The sequence below is a fragment of the Paenibacillus vandeheii genome (genome assembly GCF_030433635.1).
Classification (GTDB): Bacteria; Bacillota; Bacilli; order Paenibacillales; family Paenibacillaceae; genus Paenibacillus; species Paenibacillus vandeheii.
Window position 1 is genome coordinate 365328 of sequence record NZ_JAROCD010000008.1, and the last position, 18094, is coordinate 383421.

Consider the following 18094-nt stretch of genomic DNA (forward strand, 5'->3'; position numbering starts at 1 on the left):
ATGTGTTACCCTCCAGAACGTACGCGGATCCAGGGACGTCCATCATGCCACTGGATATCAACCGGAACATCGTACGTATACTTAATTGTATCTTGTGTTAAAACTTCATGCTTGAGACCTGCCGCAGCAATACGTCCATCACGGATCAAGGCCACATGTGTGAATAATGGTACGATCTCCTCGACGTGATGCGTCACATAAACGACAGTAATATTACGCTTACGTAGTCGATCAATTTCGGCCAACATTTTCTCGCGTTCGTATAAATCAAGTCCGGCACAAGGCTCGTCCATAATCAGCAATTTGGGATCTGCCATCAGTGAACGAGCCAGCATTACTTTTTTGCGCTCTCCTTGAGAAAGGCAGCCGAGTGGATGATTAGCCAGCTTGGCAAAGCCCATTTCATCAAGCAGGTTCATCGCTTTGGCCTTCACATCATCCGGAATCGTTTGATAGAAACGCAAAAAGGCATAAGCGCCTGTTGCAACAACTTCCCACACCGGATCCCGAAGTGTAAGTTTCTCAATCAATGTTTGGCTGATATAACCAATTTCTTTCCGAACCTCCCGAACATCACATTGTCCATACAGGTTGCCCAGTACCTCAATGCGCCCCTGACTCGGAAACATATACCCATTCATCATTTCCAGCAGCGTGGTTTTACCTGAACCATTGCGCCCGAGAATCACCCAATGCTCGCCTTCTTTAACATGCAGATGGACGTCATCCAGAATCTGATTGTCTTCTCGTCTAAGAGAGACATGCTCCATTGAGATTACACTCATTTTAGCACCGCCTTCCGGATTTCTCCTAACAGATGCTCGACAGAGTTCATCCGATAGACCATTTTTGGCACATCATGTTCTCCATTAAACAGCATAACCGCAGGGACGCTCGAAATCTGAAATTGCTGCACTAGTTCCGGGATATCGTGAATATTCATCTCGGTCAAAATCCCTTCGGGCAGCAAATGTTCGGCGATTTCAAGCATTCGACGTGCCGCCGCGCAAGTTCCGCATAACGGGGTATAGATAAATACAGCCTGAGGCATGCCTTCCCATACGCCGCGCATCAACATTTTGGTCGTAATCGGCTTCATCAGCTTTGTTCTCCCTCAGCAACACGAAGCATAACCTCACCCGACATCGGACCATTATGAATGGTGACAGAGTCTGGTTTATTACTGTACAACAATTCGTACATTTGACGTTTGCCATACATGCTGGACGTGTGCAAATAGATCTGGCGCGGAAATAAACCTTCCCGAACGATTGAAGCAGCAACTTCACCGCCATTCGGCGAATCCGGACCCAGTTCATAATCCAAGGATAAAATATCCACGTCACCTTCTCTAAGCAGCATCAGGCATTCTTCTGCATTGGTAGCCAGAACAAACCCTTTCGGACATGCCCGGTAATCATCCAAAAAAACATGCATTACAATCGCTCCTCTCCCCAATTAAAGCCAGGAACGCATGAGCTCAATGTCACCACGGTGTGTTCCATCTTCGCCTGATTCGGTCTCCAGCACAACTACAGCTTGCTGAAATTCAGGCGCACATAACAGTTCCTGCATCGCTTTTGTTCCTATATAAGCCTGTCCAATCCGTGCATGTCTGTCCTTGCATGAACCGGAAGGATATTTCGAATCATTAAAGTGAACAGCTGCAAGAGCATCCCAGTATCCCAGCAGTCTGCCTTTCTCCAGCATCGATGCCTCATTGCCAGTCGTCCACATGCCTGAAGCAAAAGCATGACACGTGTCAAAGCAAAAAGCAATATGCTCGGGAAACCGGCTTAACTTGCGAATCTGTATCAATTCTTCCATCGTCGTTCCCATCGGGCCATGATCTCCAGCCTGATTTTCAAGCAGAACCTTAGCCTGTCCATCCCAATCTGCTAATGCGGTATCCAGACAGGTTATGAGATTCTGATATCCTTCAAGTGGTTCATTGCTCTTGATATGACCAAAGTGAACTACAGTTCCTACTGAACCGCAGGCATCCGCAATATGCAGATCATTTTGTATTGATGCAATGGTTGCATGAAAACCCGCCTCTCCCCGGGTTTTGCCCAAAGCCGGATTCGTGGGATAGGGTGAGTGGGCAATGGAAGCCATCCCCTGCTTCTCACACCAATCCCTGCACTGTTCAGCATCCTTGAGATCCAGATCTTTTAGACCAAGGCTTCGCGGGTTCTTCGGAAAATACTGAAATGCCGTAGCCCCGATATCATATGCCCGCTTGGCTGCCTGAAGAAATCCGCCTTTGGTGCTGACATGTGCCCCGATTCCGCTGTTAGGCCTCATGCTGGCAATCCGGACAGAAGAAAGCCTTCTTGCCCGTAATTTCCACACGCGCTATCGTTCCCCCACAGCGAGGGCAAGTTTCCCCTTCACGATCATATACCCGGCACTGCTCATCAAAACTTCCTGTCTTGGTATCTCCCTGCATCAACGGCATTTCCATATAACCGCCTTCCGATGCAGCTTCCCGCAACACGGATTGTACAGAATGGAACAAACGTGCTGTGAGCTCAGGTGAAGCAGCAATATTTTGCGTTTTGGAGCTTGGTCTCAAACCTGCTGCAAATGCAATCTCATCCGAATAACAATTTCCGATGCCTGCAATAATGTGCTGGTTGACCAGCGTAGTTTTGAGTGTACCCCGGCGTCCTTTCAACAGGGCAGCAAAACGTTCTGCATTCATGCGCCGATCAAGCGGTTCAGGTCCAAGGTCAGACATGGCCTCTTCCGTCTCTTTGGAAGTAAGCAGGTGCAGATAGCCTAAACGAAGCCCAATAAAGAACAACGTATATTCCCCAAACTGAATCTCCACTTGAGTGGAACGATCAGGACGTTCAGCTTCCGTGCCCCAGAAAATCATTCCGCCCAGCATCAGGTGCAGGACAAGCCGCTTACCATTAGCCAGATGAAAGATCAGATGTTTGGCCCGGCGCTCTACAAAGATGATACGATTCCCTGTCAGTTCACGGGTGAACACATCAGGATCAGTATTAATCGACTTTTCACGGTTAACCACCACACCTGTAATGGGCAAATCAAGTATTTTCTCGGACAGCAAGGTCCGGTAGTTTTCCATTTCCGGTAATTCCGGCATCGTACATCTACCCCTTCTTGGATGCTTGGCCTGTCGTCTGCGACAGCCACTCAATCAGTTTATGCAAATCTTCAAACACATGATCAGGACGAACCTTGGTCGCCTGGATGTGGCTATCCATATTGTCCCGTGTCGTTATTCCGGTAAGAACCAGTAAGGTCTCGCATCCTGCTGCTGCTCCTGCCGCAATATCTGTACGCATATTGTCTCCGATTACAGCAACTTCATCAGACTTTAAGTTCAATCGGCTAATGGCCGACTTCATAATAATACTTGACGGTTTGCCAATGACAGTAGGATGAACTCCGGTTGCAGCTTCTATCGCTGCCCCGATCGTTCCTGCTCCCGGTGTAAGTCCATCATCAGAAGGTAACTGCAAATCCGGATTGGTCATGACAAATTTAGAGCCGCCGTTGATCCAGCGAAGCGCATTGGTCAATTTCTGATAGGAAAATTCACGATCAATTCCTTGGATAACGTATTCAGGTTCATCATCCGTTCGTTTAAGCCCTGCAGCTTCAATCGCTTGCAGCAGCCCTTCTTCTCCGATACAAGCCACTTTCGCACCTGGAGTCTCTTTAGCCACGTATTCCGCAGCCGCCACCGCAGAAGTACATACTTGCGACGCATCGGCGGGGATACCCATCCCGTTGAGATGATCTGCCACGCCTTGCGGTGTACGTGAAGAATTATTAGTCACAAACAAATAAGGCATGCCTTGTTCATTCAATGTCCGAATAAGCTTATCGGCTCCTTCAATACGATGTCTGCCATGATAGAGCGTACCATCCAGGTCAATCAGATAGGCCTTGATCATATACAGCACTTCCTTTCTTTATTCCATTAACATTTCATGCCCTTAACTATTTGTCTCGAACTTCAATGCTAACCTATGTATACAGTAGTGCAAAGATGGAATGCTCGCACATGCACGCAACACGTCGAACCAAATCGAATACGGACGTCTGGCCTCGCGCGCCTTCTGTACAAGCTTGTCATTTCCTGCGCTTTCCCGGAAAATAATATGAATCATTTCCCTGTTTATATTGCCCATCCTACACGCTTTCCGGCCAGATTGCAAAAGGGACCTCGGGAATAACTTCCCCTCAGTCCCGTGCAATTAAGAGCTTCTTCTCCGGTCGTGTTTTGCTGTTTTGCTTCGCACATCCACTAATGAGACTCATCCTTGCAGTGAACTACTGGAATCAGTTCATGTTCGATCGCAAGTTTCGTATTCGGGAATATCGACTGTGCCTCCTCCAGCAGGGGCTGCAACTGATCTTCATCTTTGTAGCGAGAGCTAAAGTGGGTCATGATCAGCTGTCCTGCATGTGCCGCTCTCGCCGCCTCAGCCGCTTGCTTCGAAGTACTATGATAGTACTCATGAGCCGTATCAGCCAAATCATGCAAAAACGTAGCTTCGTGTACAAGCACATCGGCATTGAGGGCAAGGGGCTGTACATTCTCACACGGACGTGTATCTCCCAAAATGGTAATGACCATCCCACGCTTTGGTGCTCCCAGCACATCTTCTGGCCGAAGCGAGTCCCCGTTGTCGAGGGTAATGGTTTCTCCCCTCTTCAAGCGACCAAATAGCGGACCTGGCTTCAAACCGTACTCAGCCATTTTCGCTGGGTCCAGACTGCCTGGACGATCTTTCTCGGTAATCCGATACCCATAACTGTCAATACGGTGCTCCAGCAATGCCGATTCCACAATAAAGCTCTCATCTTCAAAAAGCACTCCGCCTGTATGTTCCACAATGCTTAGATCATAGTTGAGACGTGACTGGCTTAGCTCCATGGTTGTCATAATCATTCGTTCAGTTCCTGGTGGACCATACACCGTTAACGGCGTAGTGCCGCCTTGATATGCTCTGCTGGAGAGCAGACCTGGAAGTCCGAATACATGATCTCCATGTAAATGGGTTATAAATATTTTCTCCAGTTTGCTCAATTTAAGCGGAGAACTTAAAATCTGATGCTGGGTTCCTTCCCCGCAGTCAAACAACCACAATGCTCTGCGCTCATCCAACATGCGCAGTCCTATGGAAGTTACATTCCGCTGAAGCGTAGGTACACCAGCGTTAGTTCCCAGGAAATATAGTTCCACTCTGGATCGCACCTCTTTCTGCTGCCAGCAAAAAGCCTCCGACAATGCGGAGGGCTTTGCCTGACCTTTTACTTTTATGCCTTATCCACGTTAAAATACTTCGCTTGCGGATGGCTGAACACCATCGCCGATACGGAAGCTTCCGGTTCCATCATGAAACCTTCAGTCAGTTCCACACCAATATCCTCAGGCTGTAATAGTTTAAACAGTGGCCCTTGGTCTTCCAAATCGGGACATGCCGGATATCCAAATGATACCCTTATTCCCTGATATCGTGCTCCATGACGTTGCTTCATAGTCATCTGTGCTGGGTCCGGGAATCCCCAGATATCTCTCATCATATGATGGACCCGCTCCGCTAATCCCTCTGCTACTTCAAGCGCTACGGATTGTAGAGCATGTGAACGGAGATAATCACCCTTCTCCTTCCAGGCCGTCGATAATTCTCGTACACCATGCCCGGCAGTTACGACCATGAAACCCACGTAATCCATTTGTCCGGATTCCACCGGCTTCAAGAAGTCGGACAGGCACAGGAAAGGTTCGACTTTTTGACGCGGGAACGTGAATGTGTGCAAGATATTATTGGTATTCTCAGGGTCATAGATGATGACACTGTTACCACTGGACTGAGCCGGAAAGAAACGATACATCGCATGCGCCTGAATAATCCCGTCACGCACAGCCTCCTGCATAATATCATCCACGACTGCTTTCAGGTCAGTAGCTTTCTGATCACCTGAAGCCAGCAGCTGCTCAACCGAGCCACGCAAACCCAGATGGTGTCCGAGCATCATCTGCATGTTCACATAGGGTAATATGTGTGACAATGGGTAGTTTCGCATGACATGTCGTTCCAGATCCGGTGGAACGAGAACCGGATTGTCTATTGCAATATCCGAACGCTCTACCCGAGTAAGCTCGGGAAGTGATGTGACGGTTTCTGTACCAGCTGCGTCCGCCTCTTTTTCAGCGTCCATCTCCAGCTGCATCACTTGACGCGTGCTAGGGTTCATCAGCTTGTTGGCCAAATCCAGGCCATCCATCGCATCTTTTGCATATACAACCATTCCGTTATATTCCGGGCGTATACGGTTTTTGGTGAATTTGCGTGTCAATGCCGCTCCACCAACCATAATAGGTACATCAATACCTGCTGTGCGCAAGTCCTGAGCTGTAAGAATCATCTGTTGCGCCGATTTTACCAACAGACCGGACAGACCGATCGCATCGACTTTTTCTTCTCTGTACGCCTCGATAATTCGCTCTGGTGGTACTTTTATACCCAAATTAATGATCCGGTAACCGTTATTGGAAAGGATGATCTCCACCAGGTTTTTGCCGATGTCGTGTACATCGCCCTTGACCGTGGCTAGAATAATCTTTCCTTTAACTGACGTCTCGTTCTTCTCCATGAACTGTTCCAAATAAGCTACCGAAGCCTTCATGACTTCCGCGCTCTGCAGCACCTCTGCTACGATCAGCTCATTGTTGTTAAACAGTCGCCCTACTTCTTCCATTCCCCGCATCAGCGGGCCATTGATTACTTCAAGGGCTGTATATTTGGTAAGTGCCTGCTCCAGATCGGGCAGCAAGCCTTCTTTGCTACCTTCAACAACATACGATGCGAGGCGTTCTTCCAACGACAGGTTCGAAATTTTTTCTTTTTTCTCAACCTTTTTGTTACGGAACGCGGCTACAAAAGCAGCCAGTGTTTCGTCATTCGTATTATATAACAGCTCTTCCGAAAGTCTGCGCTCTTCCTCCGGAATGGACGCATAACGCTCCAGCTTCTCTGTGTTAACGATGGCATAATCGAGACCTGCTTTGGTACACTCATACAAAAATACAGAGTTTAGCACTTCACGTCCTGCTTCAGGCAATCCAAATGAAATGTTACTGATCCCTAGTATCGTATGACATTCAGGCATCGCTTCTTTAATGACACGAATACCTTCAATGGTTTCTTTAGCCGAACCTATATATTGTTCATCACCCGTACCTACCGGAAACACCAGGGTGTCAAAAATCAGGTCTTCGGCTTTTAATCCATATTTGTTCACCAGCAGATTGTAAGATCGCTTCGCTACCTCCAGCTTGTCCTCACGACTAATGGCCTGACCGCGTTCATCAATCGTTCCGACAACGACAGCACCGCCATATTTATGCAACAACGGAGTGACCAGCTCGAACTTTTCCTCGCCATCCTCAAGGTTAATGGAGTTAATTATTGCTTTACCTTGAGAGTATTGAAGTGCAAGATCAATGACGGCTGCATCTGTCGTATCGATCATGAGCGGCACTTTTACTTTTTTGACAACAAGCTCAAGGAACTTCTCCATGTCTTCAGCTTCTTCACGGTCGGGATCCTGAACACAAACGTCGACAACATGTGCCCCATTTTTCACCTGAGCCCGGGCAATTTCCGACGCTTCTTCATATTTACCTTCAACAATAAGGCGCTTGAATTTCCGCGATCCAAGAACATTCGTTCGCTCACCAACCATGTAGGGACGATTGTCCTGTTCAACATAGACTGGATCGATACCGGACAATGCTGGTGGATGTGTTCCGTTCATTTCTCTTGGAGGGTACTTGGCAAGCGTATCACGCATGGCTCGAATATGTGCAGGTGTTGTTCCACAACAACCACCCGCGATGTTCAACCAGCCCTGCTCGGCAAAAGCACCGATCTTCTGTGCTAGCGAATCAGGAGATTCATGATAATTACCGTTCTCATCTGGAAGACCTGCGTTGGGATAACAACTTACCGCAACTGAAGCCATCCCGGAAAGCGAGCGAATATGGTCACGCATAAATTCCGGACCTGTAGCACAGTTTAGTCCCACTGAAATTGGGTTAAGGTGTTCTAAGGATATATAAAAAGACTCAATATTTTGACCAGCGAGGGTAGTACCCATCGGTTCAATCGTTCCTGAAATCATCAAAGGAAGCTTGATACCACTTTGCTCGAATGCTTGCTGAATCCCAATGCTGCCTGCTTTTACATTAAGCGTATCTTGTGAGGTTTCAAGCAGCAGCGCATCAACGCCTCCCTCAATTAAAGCAAGCGCTTGCTCGAAATAACTGTCGATGAGCTCCTGAAACGTTACCCCACCTGTTACAGACAGTGTTTTGGTTGTAGGTCCCATGGCACCTACCACATAACGCGGAGACTCCGGTGTTGAGAATCGATCCACAGCAGCTCTTGCAATCCTTGCTGCTTCGAGGTTGATTTCACGTGCACGGTCCTGAATGTCGTATTCAGCAAGTACAACAGACGTTGCACCAAACGTATTCGTTTCAATTAAATCAGCACCGGCTTCAAGATATTCCTCATGAATGCGCTGGATCAGCTCTGGACGTGTAAGTACAAGCATTTCATTACATCCGTCCAGGTCTTCTCCGCCAAAATCTGCGCCTGTGAGATCAACTTGTTGAATCATGGTCCCCATTGCACCGTCGAGGATTAATATTCGTTGTTTTAATGCATCATGTAAGCTAAGCTTATCCATATCGTCACCCCCGCAAAACGTTAAATCCTAGTTTAACAGAAACTAACTTAATGTGAAAGATCGGGATTGATCAGTCCCATAGCGGGTTTAAGTGAAGGCGGGACGAATTTGCAAATCGACAAAAACAGAGGAATCCGATATAATAGCAATTAAACCAAGTGGAAAAGAGGGAAAGAACATGGCTGAGATTGTAATCCGAAATACGAACGAACGTATCACTGGAGACGAAAATGTTCGAAATTTCTTAAACAAATATGATGTATTATATGAAAACTGGGACGCTTCCAAATTAAATACGGATCTGCAAAACAACTTTGGACTCACGGATGAACAAAAAGAAGAAGTACTCAAAACATATGACTATGAAATCAGAGATTTGGCTGCACGTCGCGGCTACCAAATCTGGGACGTAATTACGTTGTCTGAACAAACACCAGATATTGAAGAAAAGCTTGCCAAGTTCGAAGAAATTCACACTCATGCGGAAGATGAAATCCGTGCCATTGTAGCTGGCAAAGGAATTTTTGTCATCAAAGCTACAGATGATATAGGCTACTTTAATGTAGAATTGTCTCCTGGAGACGTAATCTCGGTTCCTGAGAACACACCACACTTCTTCACATTAATGGAGAACAAACAAATCATTGCCGTGCGTCTGTTCATTGAAAAAGATGGCTGGATTGCAGATCCTTACCCGGATCCAACGTTTATCAAACAAGCATAATAAAGCGAATTCTATCCTTTGCTCAACAAACCCCTGTTCATTTCGAACAGGGGTTTCTGCATATGGAGATAGTATACAACATCCGAGCTCTATATAAAATAATGCGGATATTTTGCTTTCATCTTCTCTTGTTCCACAACAACAAGTCTGAGATGAGCTTCCATAACCTTAACAGCTCGATCGGTCTCACGTTCCGTGATAAGCCGGTATATTTCTTTGTGTTGTGAAATAATAACCTCTGCATCGGAATCTTCAGACAAGCGTAATAAACGAAGACGATTAAAAGGAATATTGAGCTGCTGCAGCATTTTCCATGTTCTCATTTTTCCTGTGCCCTGAAACAATATCTGATGAAACTCTTCATCCAGTTCAAAAAGCCGATAGAAATTATTCTTTCCTATGCATACTTCCTGCATGGCGATATTGGTTTCAAGTCGGAATCTGAATTCTTCAGGAAAAGCTGTACACGCCAGTGTGACAATTTCCTTCTCCATCTTCTCTCTCATAAATCGGCCTTCTTCAACGTGCTCCAGATTAATATGGGACACAATGGTCCCGCTCTGTGGAATGATATCCAGTAATTCCTCTTCGGCAAGCTTCATGAATGCTTCACGTACTGGCGTTCTGCTTACTTGCAATTCATCTGCAATTTCCTTCTCGGAAATCTTGGTACCAGGCTCAAGTTCAAGGTGCAGAATTCGTTCCTTTATCAGATTGTATGAATAAGCCCGGGTTGAACCTCTAATCTTTTGATTAAGTGACATTCCTTAACCTCTTCCTCTCAGCCGTATTCATCCATCTTAGCACAACTTGCCGCCCCACTAAAATTCCCTTAGTGAAACGGCAATTGGGGCGGACTTCAGTTTACAACTATTGTTGCTTGTTTTCTTTGTACTTCTTGTACGTGTCATTCGAAATCTGCATGTACTGAGACAAGCCTTGGCTTTCTAATTCCTTTACGAACGCATCAAACTCGGTAAGTTTACGTTCACCTAAAATAAATTTAAGCGTATTTTGATCTGAGAAATCCTTAAGTGGTGTGCTAAGCAGCGTCACTTGTTCCCGATCGATATCCGAGTAAGGAATGGGCGGCTCAGCAGGAACCACTTCTTTGGTATCTTTCATATCCTGCTGGAATTTCAGTTCTTCCTCGCTAAACATGGATTGCAATAAATCAGTCGTTCCGCCATAGGCAAATACACCACCGGAGAAACCGTAATCAATACGTAAATCCTTCGTACCTTTTGGGTTCAATCCGTTAAAGTTCACATCTTCCGCCAGTTTACGGACGCCATCCTGTTTCGTGAAGGTTTCTCCTTCTACCCCCCACTTGGCAAATTCCTGACCTTCATCACTGTAGTACAGCCAGTCGATAAATTGCAGGATTGCTTTAAAATTTTCGTTATCCTTAACTTTCCCGGAAATCATGACACCGTTTTCAAGTCTGGAGCCAGACATTAACTGTCCTTTTGGACCACCAGGAACAGTAATTTTAGCGATGGAGAAATTCCCTTCACCTAATGTTTTGTTCATGTCATTGCGGTGAAGAACAACCGTTTGGGAGTTACCATTAATAATAAAGGATTTACCAGAAACGAATTTTTGTGTAGCCTGATCATCATCCTGAGTGAAACTTTCCTTATCAAGCAACCCCTCTGATACAAGCTTATTAAAGTAAGTTAACATTTCCTTGTATTCCGGGGTGGTCGATGTGTATACAAATTCATCCAGATCTTCTTTATACGTTAAACCATTGCCAAATCCCCATCCAGCTTTCGTTCCAAATCCCGTAGCAGCAATATTCAATGTACTATTGAACTTGAATCGATCCGAGAATGGGATGGAATCTGGATAGATTTCTTTCAGCTTCTTGGCTGCATCATACAATTCATCCCATGTCTTCGGAATGGCAATGTTGTTTTTCTCGAAAATATCCGTTCTCACGACGAGTGAGTAATCAGGCCATACCTCTTCATGCAGACCTGGAAGGACGTAATATTTCCCATCTTCTTGTCGAAGGCCCTCAAGCTCATCCTGAAGTCCCCATTTCTCTACTTTGTCCTTGAAATTGGGCATCAAATCAACATAGTCACTGACTGGTAAAATCGCACCCGAGGATACAAAAGCAGATTCTTCACCCGGATAGGTTTTCGGAATAACCAGCGGGGCATCTCCTGAGCTAATCAAAAGGGATCTTTTCTGGGAATAGTCACTCATTGGAACGATGGTAGGCTCCAGCGTGACTCCGGTTTTTTCCGTGATTTTTTGGAAGAGAAGCCAATCCTTCTTGTACGGGTATGCAGGCTGGTCACTGTAAAGAATAGACAGATTAAATGGTTCAGTGGCTTTAAAGGTTTCTCCTACACCATAGGATTCCATGGCCCCCTTGGATTCTGGTTCAACTTTTTCACCACCAGCTCCGCTGCTACATGCAGCCAGAACGACACTCATCATTGTTGCCCATACCAACTTGCCTACCATTTTACGTGGTCTCTGTTTCATTCAATTCTCCCCCTGAATGTGGTTTAGATTGGCCTTGCAATCAAGATGTTGAACTATATTAGGTCAGGATTACTGCTTAACAGATCCCAACATGATACCGGTTACAAAGTACCGTTGAACAAATGGATAAATCGTTAAGATAGGCAAAATGGTGAGTACCATGGTGACCGATTTGATATTTGCAGAAATTTGAGTCAGATTATCCGCTGAAGCACCAGCCGAAGCCCCACCGGTTGCACCTGCAATCATGTTGCGCAAGTAGATCGTAACCGGGAACAGTTCCTTTTTGTCGAGATACAAGAAGGCTGGAAACCAGGAGTTCCAGTGTCCCACAGCGTAGAACAGAACCATCGTAGCCATGACAGCTTTACTCAACGGTAGAATGATCCGTAACAAAATGCCATACGTATTCAGACCGTCGATAGCTGCCGCTTCTTCAAGCTCCTCAGGCATATTTTCGAAAAATGATTTCATAATTAACATGTTATAAATGCTGATTGCGCCAGGCACAACCAATGCCCACATCGTATTATTGAAGCCTAGGGAGTTAATCAGGACGTAGTTAGGAATCAGGCCGCCACTGAAAAACATCGTGAAGACCGCGAACATGGTCAAAAACTTTCGTCCCATTAATCTCTTTTTGGATAAGGCATAAGCGAAAATGGTCGTCATGAACATGGAAATTAACGTACCTACAACGGTATATATAATTGTATTTTTATAGTTGGTCCAGAACATGCTGTCTCGAGATATGGTCTTGTAGGTTTCTACATTAAACCCTCTTGGGATAATGCTTACCTTGCCTGAATTGATATAAGCCTCGCTACTGAAGGATTGGGCCACGACATTCAAAAACGGATAGAGCGTGATGAACACCACAAGCAGCAAAAAGATGGCGTTGAATACTTTGAATACTTTGTATGATTTTGATTCCAGCATATTGCTCCTCCTTTACCACAAGCTTCGTTGTGTCAGTCTGCGTGAAATTGCATTAACCGAGAATACCAGGATCAGTCCAATAATGGATTCGAACAAACCAATGGCGGTAGCATAACTGAAATTGCTGGACTGCAAACCTACCCGGTACAAATAAGTGGAAATCACGTCAGATGTCTCGTAGATCAGCGGATTGTAAAGGAGCAAAATTTTCTCAAATCCAACCGCAAGGAAATTTCCCATGTTCAAAATCAGCAATGTAACGATCGTTGGCAAAATGCCCGGTATGGTTATGTGGATGGTTTGCTTCCATCGGTTCGCCCCATCGATCCGTGCTGCCTCATACAAAGAATCATCAATTGTCGTCAATGCAGCCAAATAAAGAATCGCTCCCCACCCCATACCTTGCCAAACCTCAGAGGTGATATAAATCGTTCTAAACCATTCCGCTCGCTGCATGAAAGGAATACTGTCTCCGGTGAAAAAAGAAACCATTCCGTTAATCGAGCCATTGACTGCCGTTAATTGCAGAATCATTCCGGCAACGATAACGATGGACAGGAAGTGCGGAAGATAAGAAGCGGTCTGCACAAACTTTTTGAAACGTTTGCTTTTTACCTCATTCAGCAGCAATGCAAAAATGATCGGAACTGGGAAGGTGAACAGTAGCGCGAGTCCACCGAGCATGAGTGTATTTCCAAATACCTTCCAAAACGTTGGGTCTTGGATAAACATTTGAAAATACCTGAATCCAACCCACGTCTCTCCAAAAATACTGCCTCCCGGTACAAATCGTCTAAAGGCGATTACATTTCCGAGCATTGGCCCATATTTGAAAATGATAAGATAGATAATTGGAAGAATTAACAGTGAGTATAATTGCCAATCTTTACGAAGCAGAGCTGCAGCCGTTCTTAACCTGCTTTCTTTACGTAAAGAAGTCATCGTTAGTGTGGTTTTAGCGGTTTCCGACTCCATATGTTATTTCACTCCGATCCTTAGCTTGATAAACTAAAAGCGTTTTCGATCATTTCACATCATCTCTTCTTTTCGTAGAAGACAAGTAATCAGATGAACTTCTTCACCCCCAAAGCAGAATAAATTAAAGAGATAATGTAAGCGATATCAATTTTGGGAATCCCTAGAGGTATCCATTGTTTAAGATGCTTACTGTCATTTGGTACTTCATGTTGTCCGTTTTATTTCCAGATTTAATAGGTTTCCCTCAACTATGTAAAGCGCTTACAACGAATATGAAAATAATAGCGAATAACCCCCGCTTCCCTTCATTCAAGTAAGTCAACAGATATTCGCTGCTTTCATTCGCATACTAGTCATACTAGTATGTTAGTTACATTCTAAATCAGCAGTTCTATAATTTCAATAACTTTTAGTAAAAAATTTTAAATTACGTTAATACGGTATAGTTTTAACTGTCGCAAAACAAAAAAACATTGTAAGGTTTCATGGATGAAGTTACATCTCATGAAACCTTACAATGTTTGGACAGAACACAAAAAGATCCGATTTATGATGCACTAATAGAGAATTCAGCAATAATGCGTTCCAATTCGGATAAATGCTTGATTTCATGGTCAGGCACATACGATTCGGTATTCACTTTATTCTCACGGTTAATCCATACAGACTGAATGCCTGCAGACAATGCTCCACGAATATCAGTCGTAAGCTTATCTCCAACCATCATGCTCTCCTCAGGCTGTACTCCCAGCTTACTCAATGCGTGCTCGAAAATCGAAGGGTCAGGTTTCCCTTTACCGAACGAACCCGAAATAATAATTTCGTCAAAAAAAGGAGCTAATTCAGGAACACCATCAAGTTTCTCTTGTTGCAACGCAGGACAGCCGTTGGTTAGAAGCAAAAGCTTGAACTTCCCTTGTAGATGACTTAATGTTTCCAGCGTTTCTTCATAGACATGGGGTCTCGATCTCCGCTCTGCTCCAAATTGTGAGGCAAGTCTTTCCGCCAGATCTTCACGATCAACACCAAGCTTTAACAAGCCACGACGCCATGACTCTTTACGATATGCAGGTGCAAGCTGCTCCAGCTGGCGAAACTCCGGCTGATCCCCACCCGTGAAGTTAGCCCAAAGACCTTCGAACGGGTTGATCCCAATCATTTTGGTAAACGAAAAAGTTTCATAGGACTCATATAAATTACGTGCCTCATTACGAACAGCTTCTTCAAGGTCTTCCGGTTTAACTCCAGTCTCTTGCGCTGCGATCAGGCAAGTCTCATGAAAGGCCTCTCGAACACTGCGCTCATCCCACAGCAAAGTATCATCCAGGTCGAACAAAATCGCTTTTAACGCCATTTCGGTCATCTTCCCCTTTATGCAATAATTACTTTTTCTCGTAAGTTTCCACGGTGATCTGATGTGCTTTGGCGAATTTTAGAAGACGTTCAGTAATTGCATCGGTATCATAACGATTGAGTAGTTTGGTAAACACCCATCTCTTACCTCGTGCATTATGCTCAATCACAACTGTGCCTGGCTCAATTCTGAATTTCACGATATCGTCAACTCCAATTGAACGCTCGCGATTGCCCTTTGTCGTCAAAATCCGGTTAGTTCCTATTTTGACATAAGGACGACGGAGCATGAAGATGACTGCCAAAAATACATACAGCAACATGGTCACCCAGTCCCAGGTGGTCATCGGAGCTTTAACAAGAAACGTACTCATAAAGAGGTACAGGAATGCTAGTCCGATCAGAAAAATAGGAAACAGAAGGCTGCGTCCTTTGAATACGTCCTCACCTGGTGTACCGGAAACCGGTTGACCGCTTTTTTTACGTTGCTGATTCAACTGCTTAGAATTTTTCCGAACCGTTCTCTCGAACGAACGCGACATGAGAATCCCCCTTAGATGTTCTTTGTATCGGCTTACATAACTGCAGACCAACATTTCCCCCTATAGTTTGCAACCTCCAGATAACAGGAAGAAACCTAAATATCATTAATGATATCATTAGGTTTCCTTAATGTTTGAGTTTGCCTTGGTGGCCTTGATCGTTCTCATCATCTACAATTTCAATCGTATCCAGTTGTTGTCTGAAATTGCTTCGAATGTTATTCAAATAGATTTCTCTAAGCTTGGCACGTTCTGTGAGCTCTTCCTCTGTCAATCCAGTGGATTTTTGCTTACGGGCCAATTCATTAATACGTGCTACCAGACTATCTATATCCAAGCTTGTCCCCTCCAAAAATACAAAGTCATATTAACTTTGACATGATAAAGGCAGCTTGTCAAGCTGACACGCATTAGAGCGTGTGGATACTCAGTTTTATTCTGTGAATTGTGGCAGTATTAAAACTTGCCCCACCTTTATTGAAGTTGACTGAAGTTGATTCACTTTCTTAATTGCTTCTATATATACACGTGTATCCATCGTTTCCGGTTTATGATCCAATGATATACTCCACAGCGTATCTCCTTGTGAAACTGCCATCTTTCCTCCAGGCAACAAATCGTTCTCATTGCCTGCAAATACGGTTAGCACTGTACTGCAACCAACCAATATAATTAATGATACAATTATAAATTTCAACACCCAGGTTGGGATATTACCTTTTGCAAAAACCTTCTTAAAATTTCTTATGTTAGTTTCAACCACTTCTGAATGCACCGGTTCGTAAATGCTTTGATAAGTAGAATATCTCATTAAATATCGACCTCCAAACGTTTGTTCCTATCTGTTAAAATTAATATAACACGAACACTTGTTTTGTACAATAACTTTTTAGAACAATTGTTCGCTTTTTTTTATTGAGTTCTATCACTCATCTTTCTTCTACTATCTTTCTTCTATAGTAGGCATTATCATTTGCAGTATTTACTTATATGAAAATTAATTTTCATATAAATTTGCAAAAAAACATTGATTTTATGGCATTTTATTTAGAACTTATGTTTGTACGAACGGAGGTTCTATGTTATAATTTTCCCAAACGTTACTAAAATGGGGTTGATACGGTATGTCGAAGATATCCAGCAGGCAACAGGCTATTCTGGAGTTTATACGCAATGAAGTCCGGTTGAAGGGGTATCCTCCTTCCGTACGCGAAATTGGTGAAGCCGTTGGATTGGCTTCCAGCTCTACAGTTCATGGACATCTGGATCGGTTGGAGAAGAAAGGTCTAATTAGACGTGACCCAACCAAACCAAGAGCCATTGAGCTTCTCAGCCAGGAAGAGTCAGAGCATTCACATCAGTTTGCTCACAGCGTTGCTCGCATTCCTGTCGTGGGTAAAGTTACTGCAGGGGTTCCAATCACAGCAACAGAAAATATCGAAGATTATTTCCCTCTTCCTACGCATTATGTGGGCGAACAGAAAGTATTTATGCTTTCGGTCGTGGGAGACAGTATGGTTGAAGCAGGCATTGTTAACGGAGATTATGTTATCGTACGTCAGCAGCAAACTGCAGATAACGGCGATATCGTAGTAGCCATGACTGAAGACGATGAAGCAACGGTAAAAACGTTCTACAAAGAGAAAGATCATATTCGTCTTCAACCGGAAAATTCGACTTTTGAACCTTTGCGTTTGAAACACGTTAGCATTCTGGGCAAAGTCATTGGCCTTTTCCGTGATATTCATTAATATGTATTGATGTTGTTCAGATGTTTCACAATAAGATACTTAAAGAGGTTGTCCCGATAAACGGGACAACCTCTTTTTCTGCATGTCGCTTATATTGTTCAACGTTAGCCGACTATTCACTGCGTTTAAGAATGCTCTTATGATGAGAAAACACATCAAAACTCTGTTGACCATGGTAGGAACCCATTCCACTTTCTCCTACGCCGCCAAACGGAAGATAATGTGAAGTCATATGAGCCAACGTGTCATTAATGCAACCACCACCAAAAGATACTTGTTGGTTTGATTGGAAGAAAGAATTGATTGCAGCAGCCACTCACTTACTTTCTAGTTCTTCTATTGATGAGTTATACGAGTACTATTTATCAGAAATTAAGGACTGAGATCCTACAGATATAAAGCTAGGTAGACTAAATTCTACCTGGCTTTTTTTAATATCCTCCCCCACAAAAAAAAAAAAAAAAAAAAACCTCAGCGCTAGAGTGGTCAAGACCCCATTTTGTAGACATTATAAAAAGACCCTAGGCTGCAAACTGGCGTCGGTACTCTACCGGCGTCAG

The 18094-nt window shown here is 44.4% G+C and carries 19 protein-coding genes; 2 read left to right on the top strand and 17 right to left on the bottom strand.

The genetic code is table 11. The annotated features are described in order from the left end of the window. Positions 1–5 precede the first annotated feature (5 nt). The 8 genes from P5G61_RS18255 to metH all read right to left on the bottom strand — a co-directional run bounded on the left by P5G61_RS18255 (position 6) and on the right by metH (position 8745). Positions 6–785, bottom strand: a complete 780-nt coding sequence (locus P5G61_RS18255; RefSeq protein WP_301247799.1) for an ABC transporter ATP-binding protein — start codon at positions 783–785, stop codon at positions 6–8. Continuing rightward, on the bottom strand, positions 782–1099 hold the full coding sequence (locus P5G61_RS18260) for a thioredoxin family protein (RefSeq protein WP_024630384.1): 318 nt from the start codon (positions 1097–1099) through the stop codon (positions 782–784). Before P5G61_RS18260 ends, P5G61_RS18255 begins: the two co-directional genes overlap by 4 nt. Then, entirely contained in the window at positions 1099–1437 is a 339-nt protein-coding gene (locus P5G61_RS18265) for a cyclic-phosphate processing receiver domain-containing protein (protein WP_301247800.1), read from the bottom strand. Before P5G61_RS18265 ends, P5G61_RS18260 begins: the two co-directional genes overlap by 1 nt. A gap of 21 nt (positions 1438–1458) precedes the next feature. Then, entirely contained in the window at positions 1459–2307 is an 849-nt protein-coding gene (locus tag P5G61_RS18270) for a deoxyribonuclease IV (RefSeq protein ID WP_301247801.1), read from the bottom strand. Then, entirely contained in the window at positions 2297–3118 is an 822-nt protein-coding gene (locus tag P5G61_RS18275) for an Fpg/Nei family DNA glycosylase (protein ID WP_079349248.1), read from the bottom strand. The genes P5G61_RS18270 and P5G61_RS18275 overlap by 11 nt, the downstream gene beginning before the upstream one ends. 7 nt (positions 3119–3125) lie before the next feature. After that, entirely contained in the window at positions 3126–3935 is an 810-nt protein-coding gene (locus P5G61_RS18280) for a TIGR01457 family HAD-type hydrolase (RefSeq protein ID WP_079349249.1), read from the bottom strand. A gap of 353 nt (positions 3936–4288) precedes the next feature. Continuing rightward, positions 4289–5230: a ribonuclease Z gene (gene rnz, locus P5G61_RS18285; protein WP_079349250.1), complete on the bottom strand. Its 942-nt coding sequence runs from the start codon at positions 5228–5230 to the stop codon at positions 4289–4291. Between the two features lie 74 nt (positions 5231–5304). After that, entirely contained in the window at positions 5305–8745 is a 3441-nt protein-coding gene (gene metH / locus P5G61_RS18290; protein ID WP_301247802.1) for a methionine synthase, read from the bottom strand. A 178-nt stretch (positions 8746–8923) separates the two neighbouring features. Between metH and P5G61_RS18295 the strand changes: the two genes are divergently transcribed. Then, the gene (locus P5G61_RS18295; protein ID WP_079349252.1) at positions 8924–9469 is read left to right on the top strand and encodes a cupin domain-containing protein; all 546 of its coding nucleotides are present in this window, start codon (positions 8924–8926) and stop codon (positions 9467–9469) included. Between the two features lie 89 nt (positions 9470–9558). Here the strand turns inward: P5G61_RS18295 and P5G61_RS18300 are convergent, their stop codons facing one another. The 8 genes from P5G61_RS18300 to P5G61_RS18335 form a co-directional block, all read right to left on the bottom strand. Next, on the bottom strand, positions 9559–10233 hold the full coding sequence (locus P5G61_RS18300) for a GntR family transcriptional regulator (RefSeq protein WP_079349253.1): 675 nt from the start codon (positions 10231–10233) through the stop codon (positions 9559–9561). 106 nt (positions 10234–10339) lie between these two features. After that, the gene (locus P5G61_RS18305; protein ID WP_301247803.1) at positions 10340–11971 is read right to left on the bottom strand and encodes an ABC transporter substrate-binding protein; all 1632 of its coding nucleotides are present in this window, start codon (positions 11969–11971) and stop codon (positions 10340–10342) included. A 69-nt stretch (positions 11972–12040) separates the two neighbouring features. After that, complete coding sequence (locus P5G61_RS18310; RefSeq protein ID WP_024630394.1) at positions 12041–12910, bottom strand: carbohydrate ABC transporter permease; 870 nt, start codon at positions 12908–12910, stop codon at positions 12041–12043. 12 nt (positions 12911–12922) lie between these two features. Then, positions 12923–13852, bottom strand: a complete 930-nt coding sequence (locus P5G61_RS18315; RefSeq protein WP_373456214.1) for an ABC transporter permease — start codon at positions 13850–13852, stop codon at positions 12923–12925. A 583-nt stretch (positions 13853–14435) separates the two neighbouring features. After that, entirely contained in the window at positions 14436–15242 is an 807-nt protein-coding gene (locus P5G61_RS18320; protein WP_024630396.1) for an HAD family hydrolase, read from the bottom strand. Positions 15243–15270: 28 nt separating this feature from the next. Then, entirely contained in the window at positions 15271–15783 is a 513-nt protein-coding gene (locus tag P5G61_RS18325) for a hypothetical protein (protein WP_024630397.1), read from the bottom strand. A 127-nt stretch (positions 15784–15910) separates the two neighbouring features. Further along, positions 15911–16120 carry a DUF896 domain-containing protein gene (locus P5G61_RS18330; RefSeq protein ID WP_301247804.1) on the bottom strand — a complete coding sequence of 70 codons (210 nt, stop codon included), beginning with the start codon at positions 16118–16120 and terminating at the stop codon, positions 15911–15913. 96 nt (positions 16121–16216) lie between these two features. Then, positions 16217–16594, bottom strand: a complete 378-nt coding sequence (locus P5G61_RS18335; RefSeq protein WP_024630399.1) for a LysM peptidoglycan-binding domain-containing protein — start codon at positions 16592–16594, stop codon at positions 16217–16219. A 313-nt stretch (positions 16595–16907) separates the two neighbouring features. Here P5G61_RS18335 and lexA point away from each other — a divergent pair, with 313 nt between their 5' ends. Beyond that, entirely contained in the window at positions 16908–17534 is a 627-nt protein-coding gene (gene lexA / locus P5G61_RS18340) for a transcriptional repressor LexA (RefSeq protein ID WP_024630400.1), read from the top strand. A gap of 112 nt (positions 17535–17646) precedes the next feature. Here the strand turns inward: lexA and P5G61_RS18345 are convergent, their stop codons facing one another. Further along, positions 17647–17850 (bottom strand): aldehyde dehydrogenase family protein, encoded by a 204-nt coding sequence (locus tag P5G61_RS18345; protein WP_301247805.1) that lies wholly within the window; start codon positions 17848–17850, stop codon positions 17647–17649. Positions 17851–18094 lie beyond the last annotated feature (244 nt).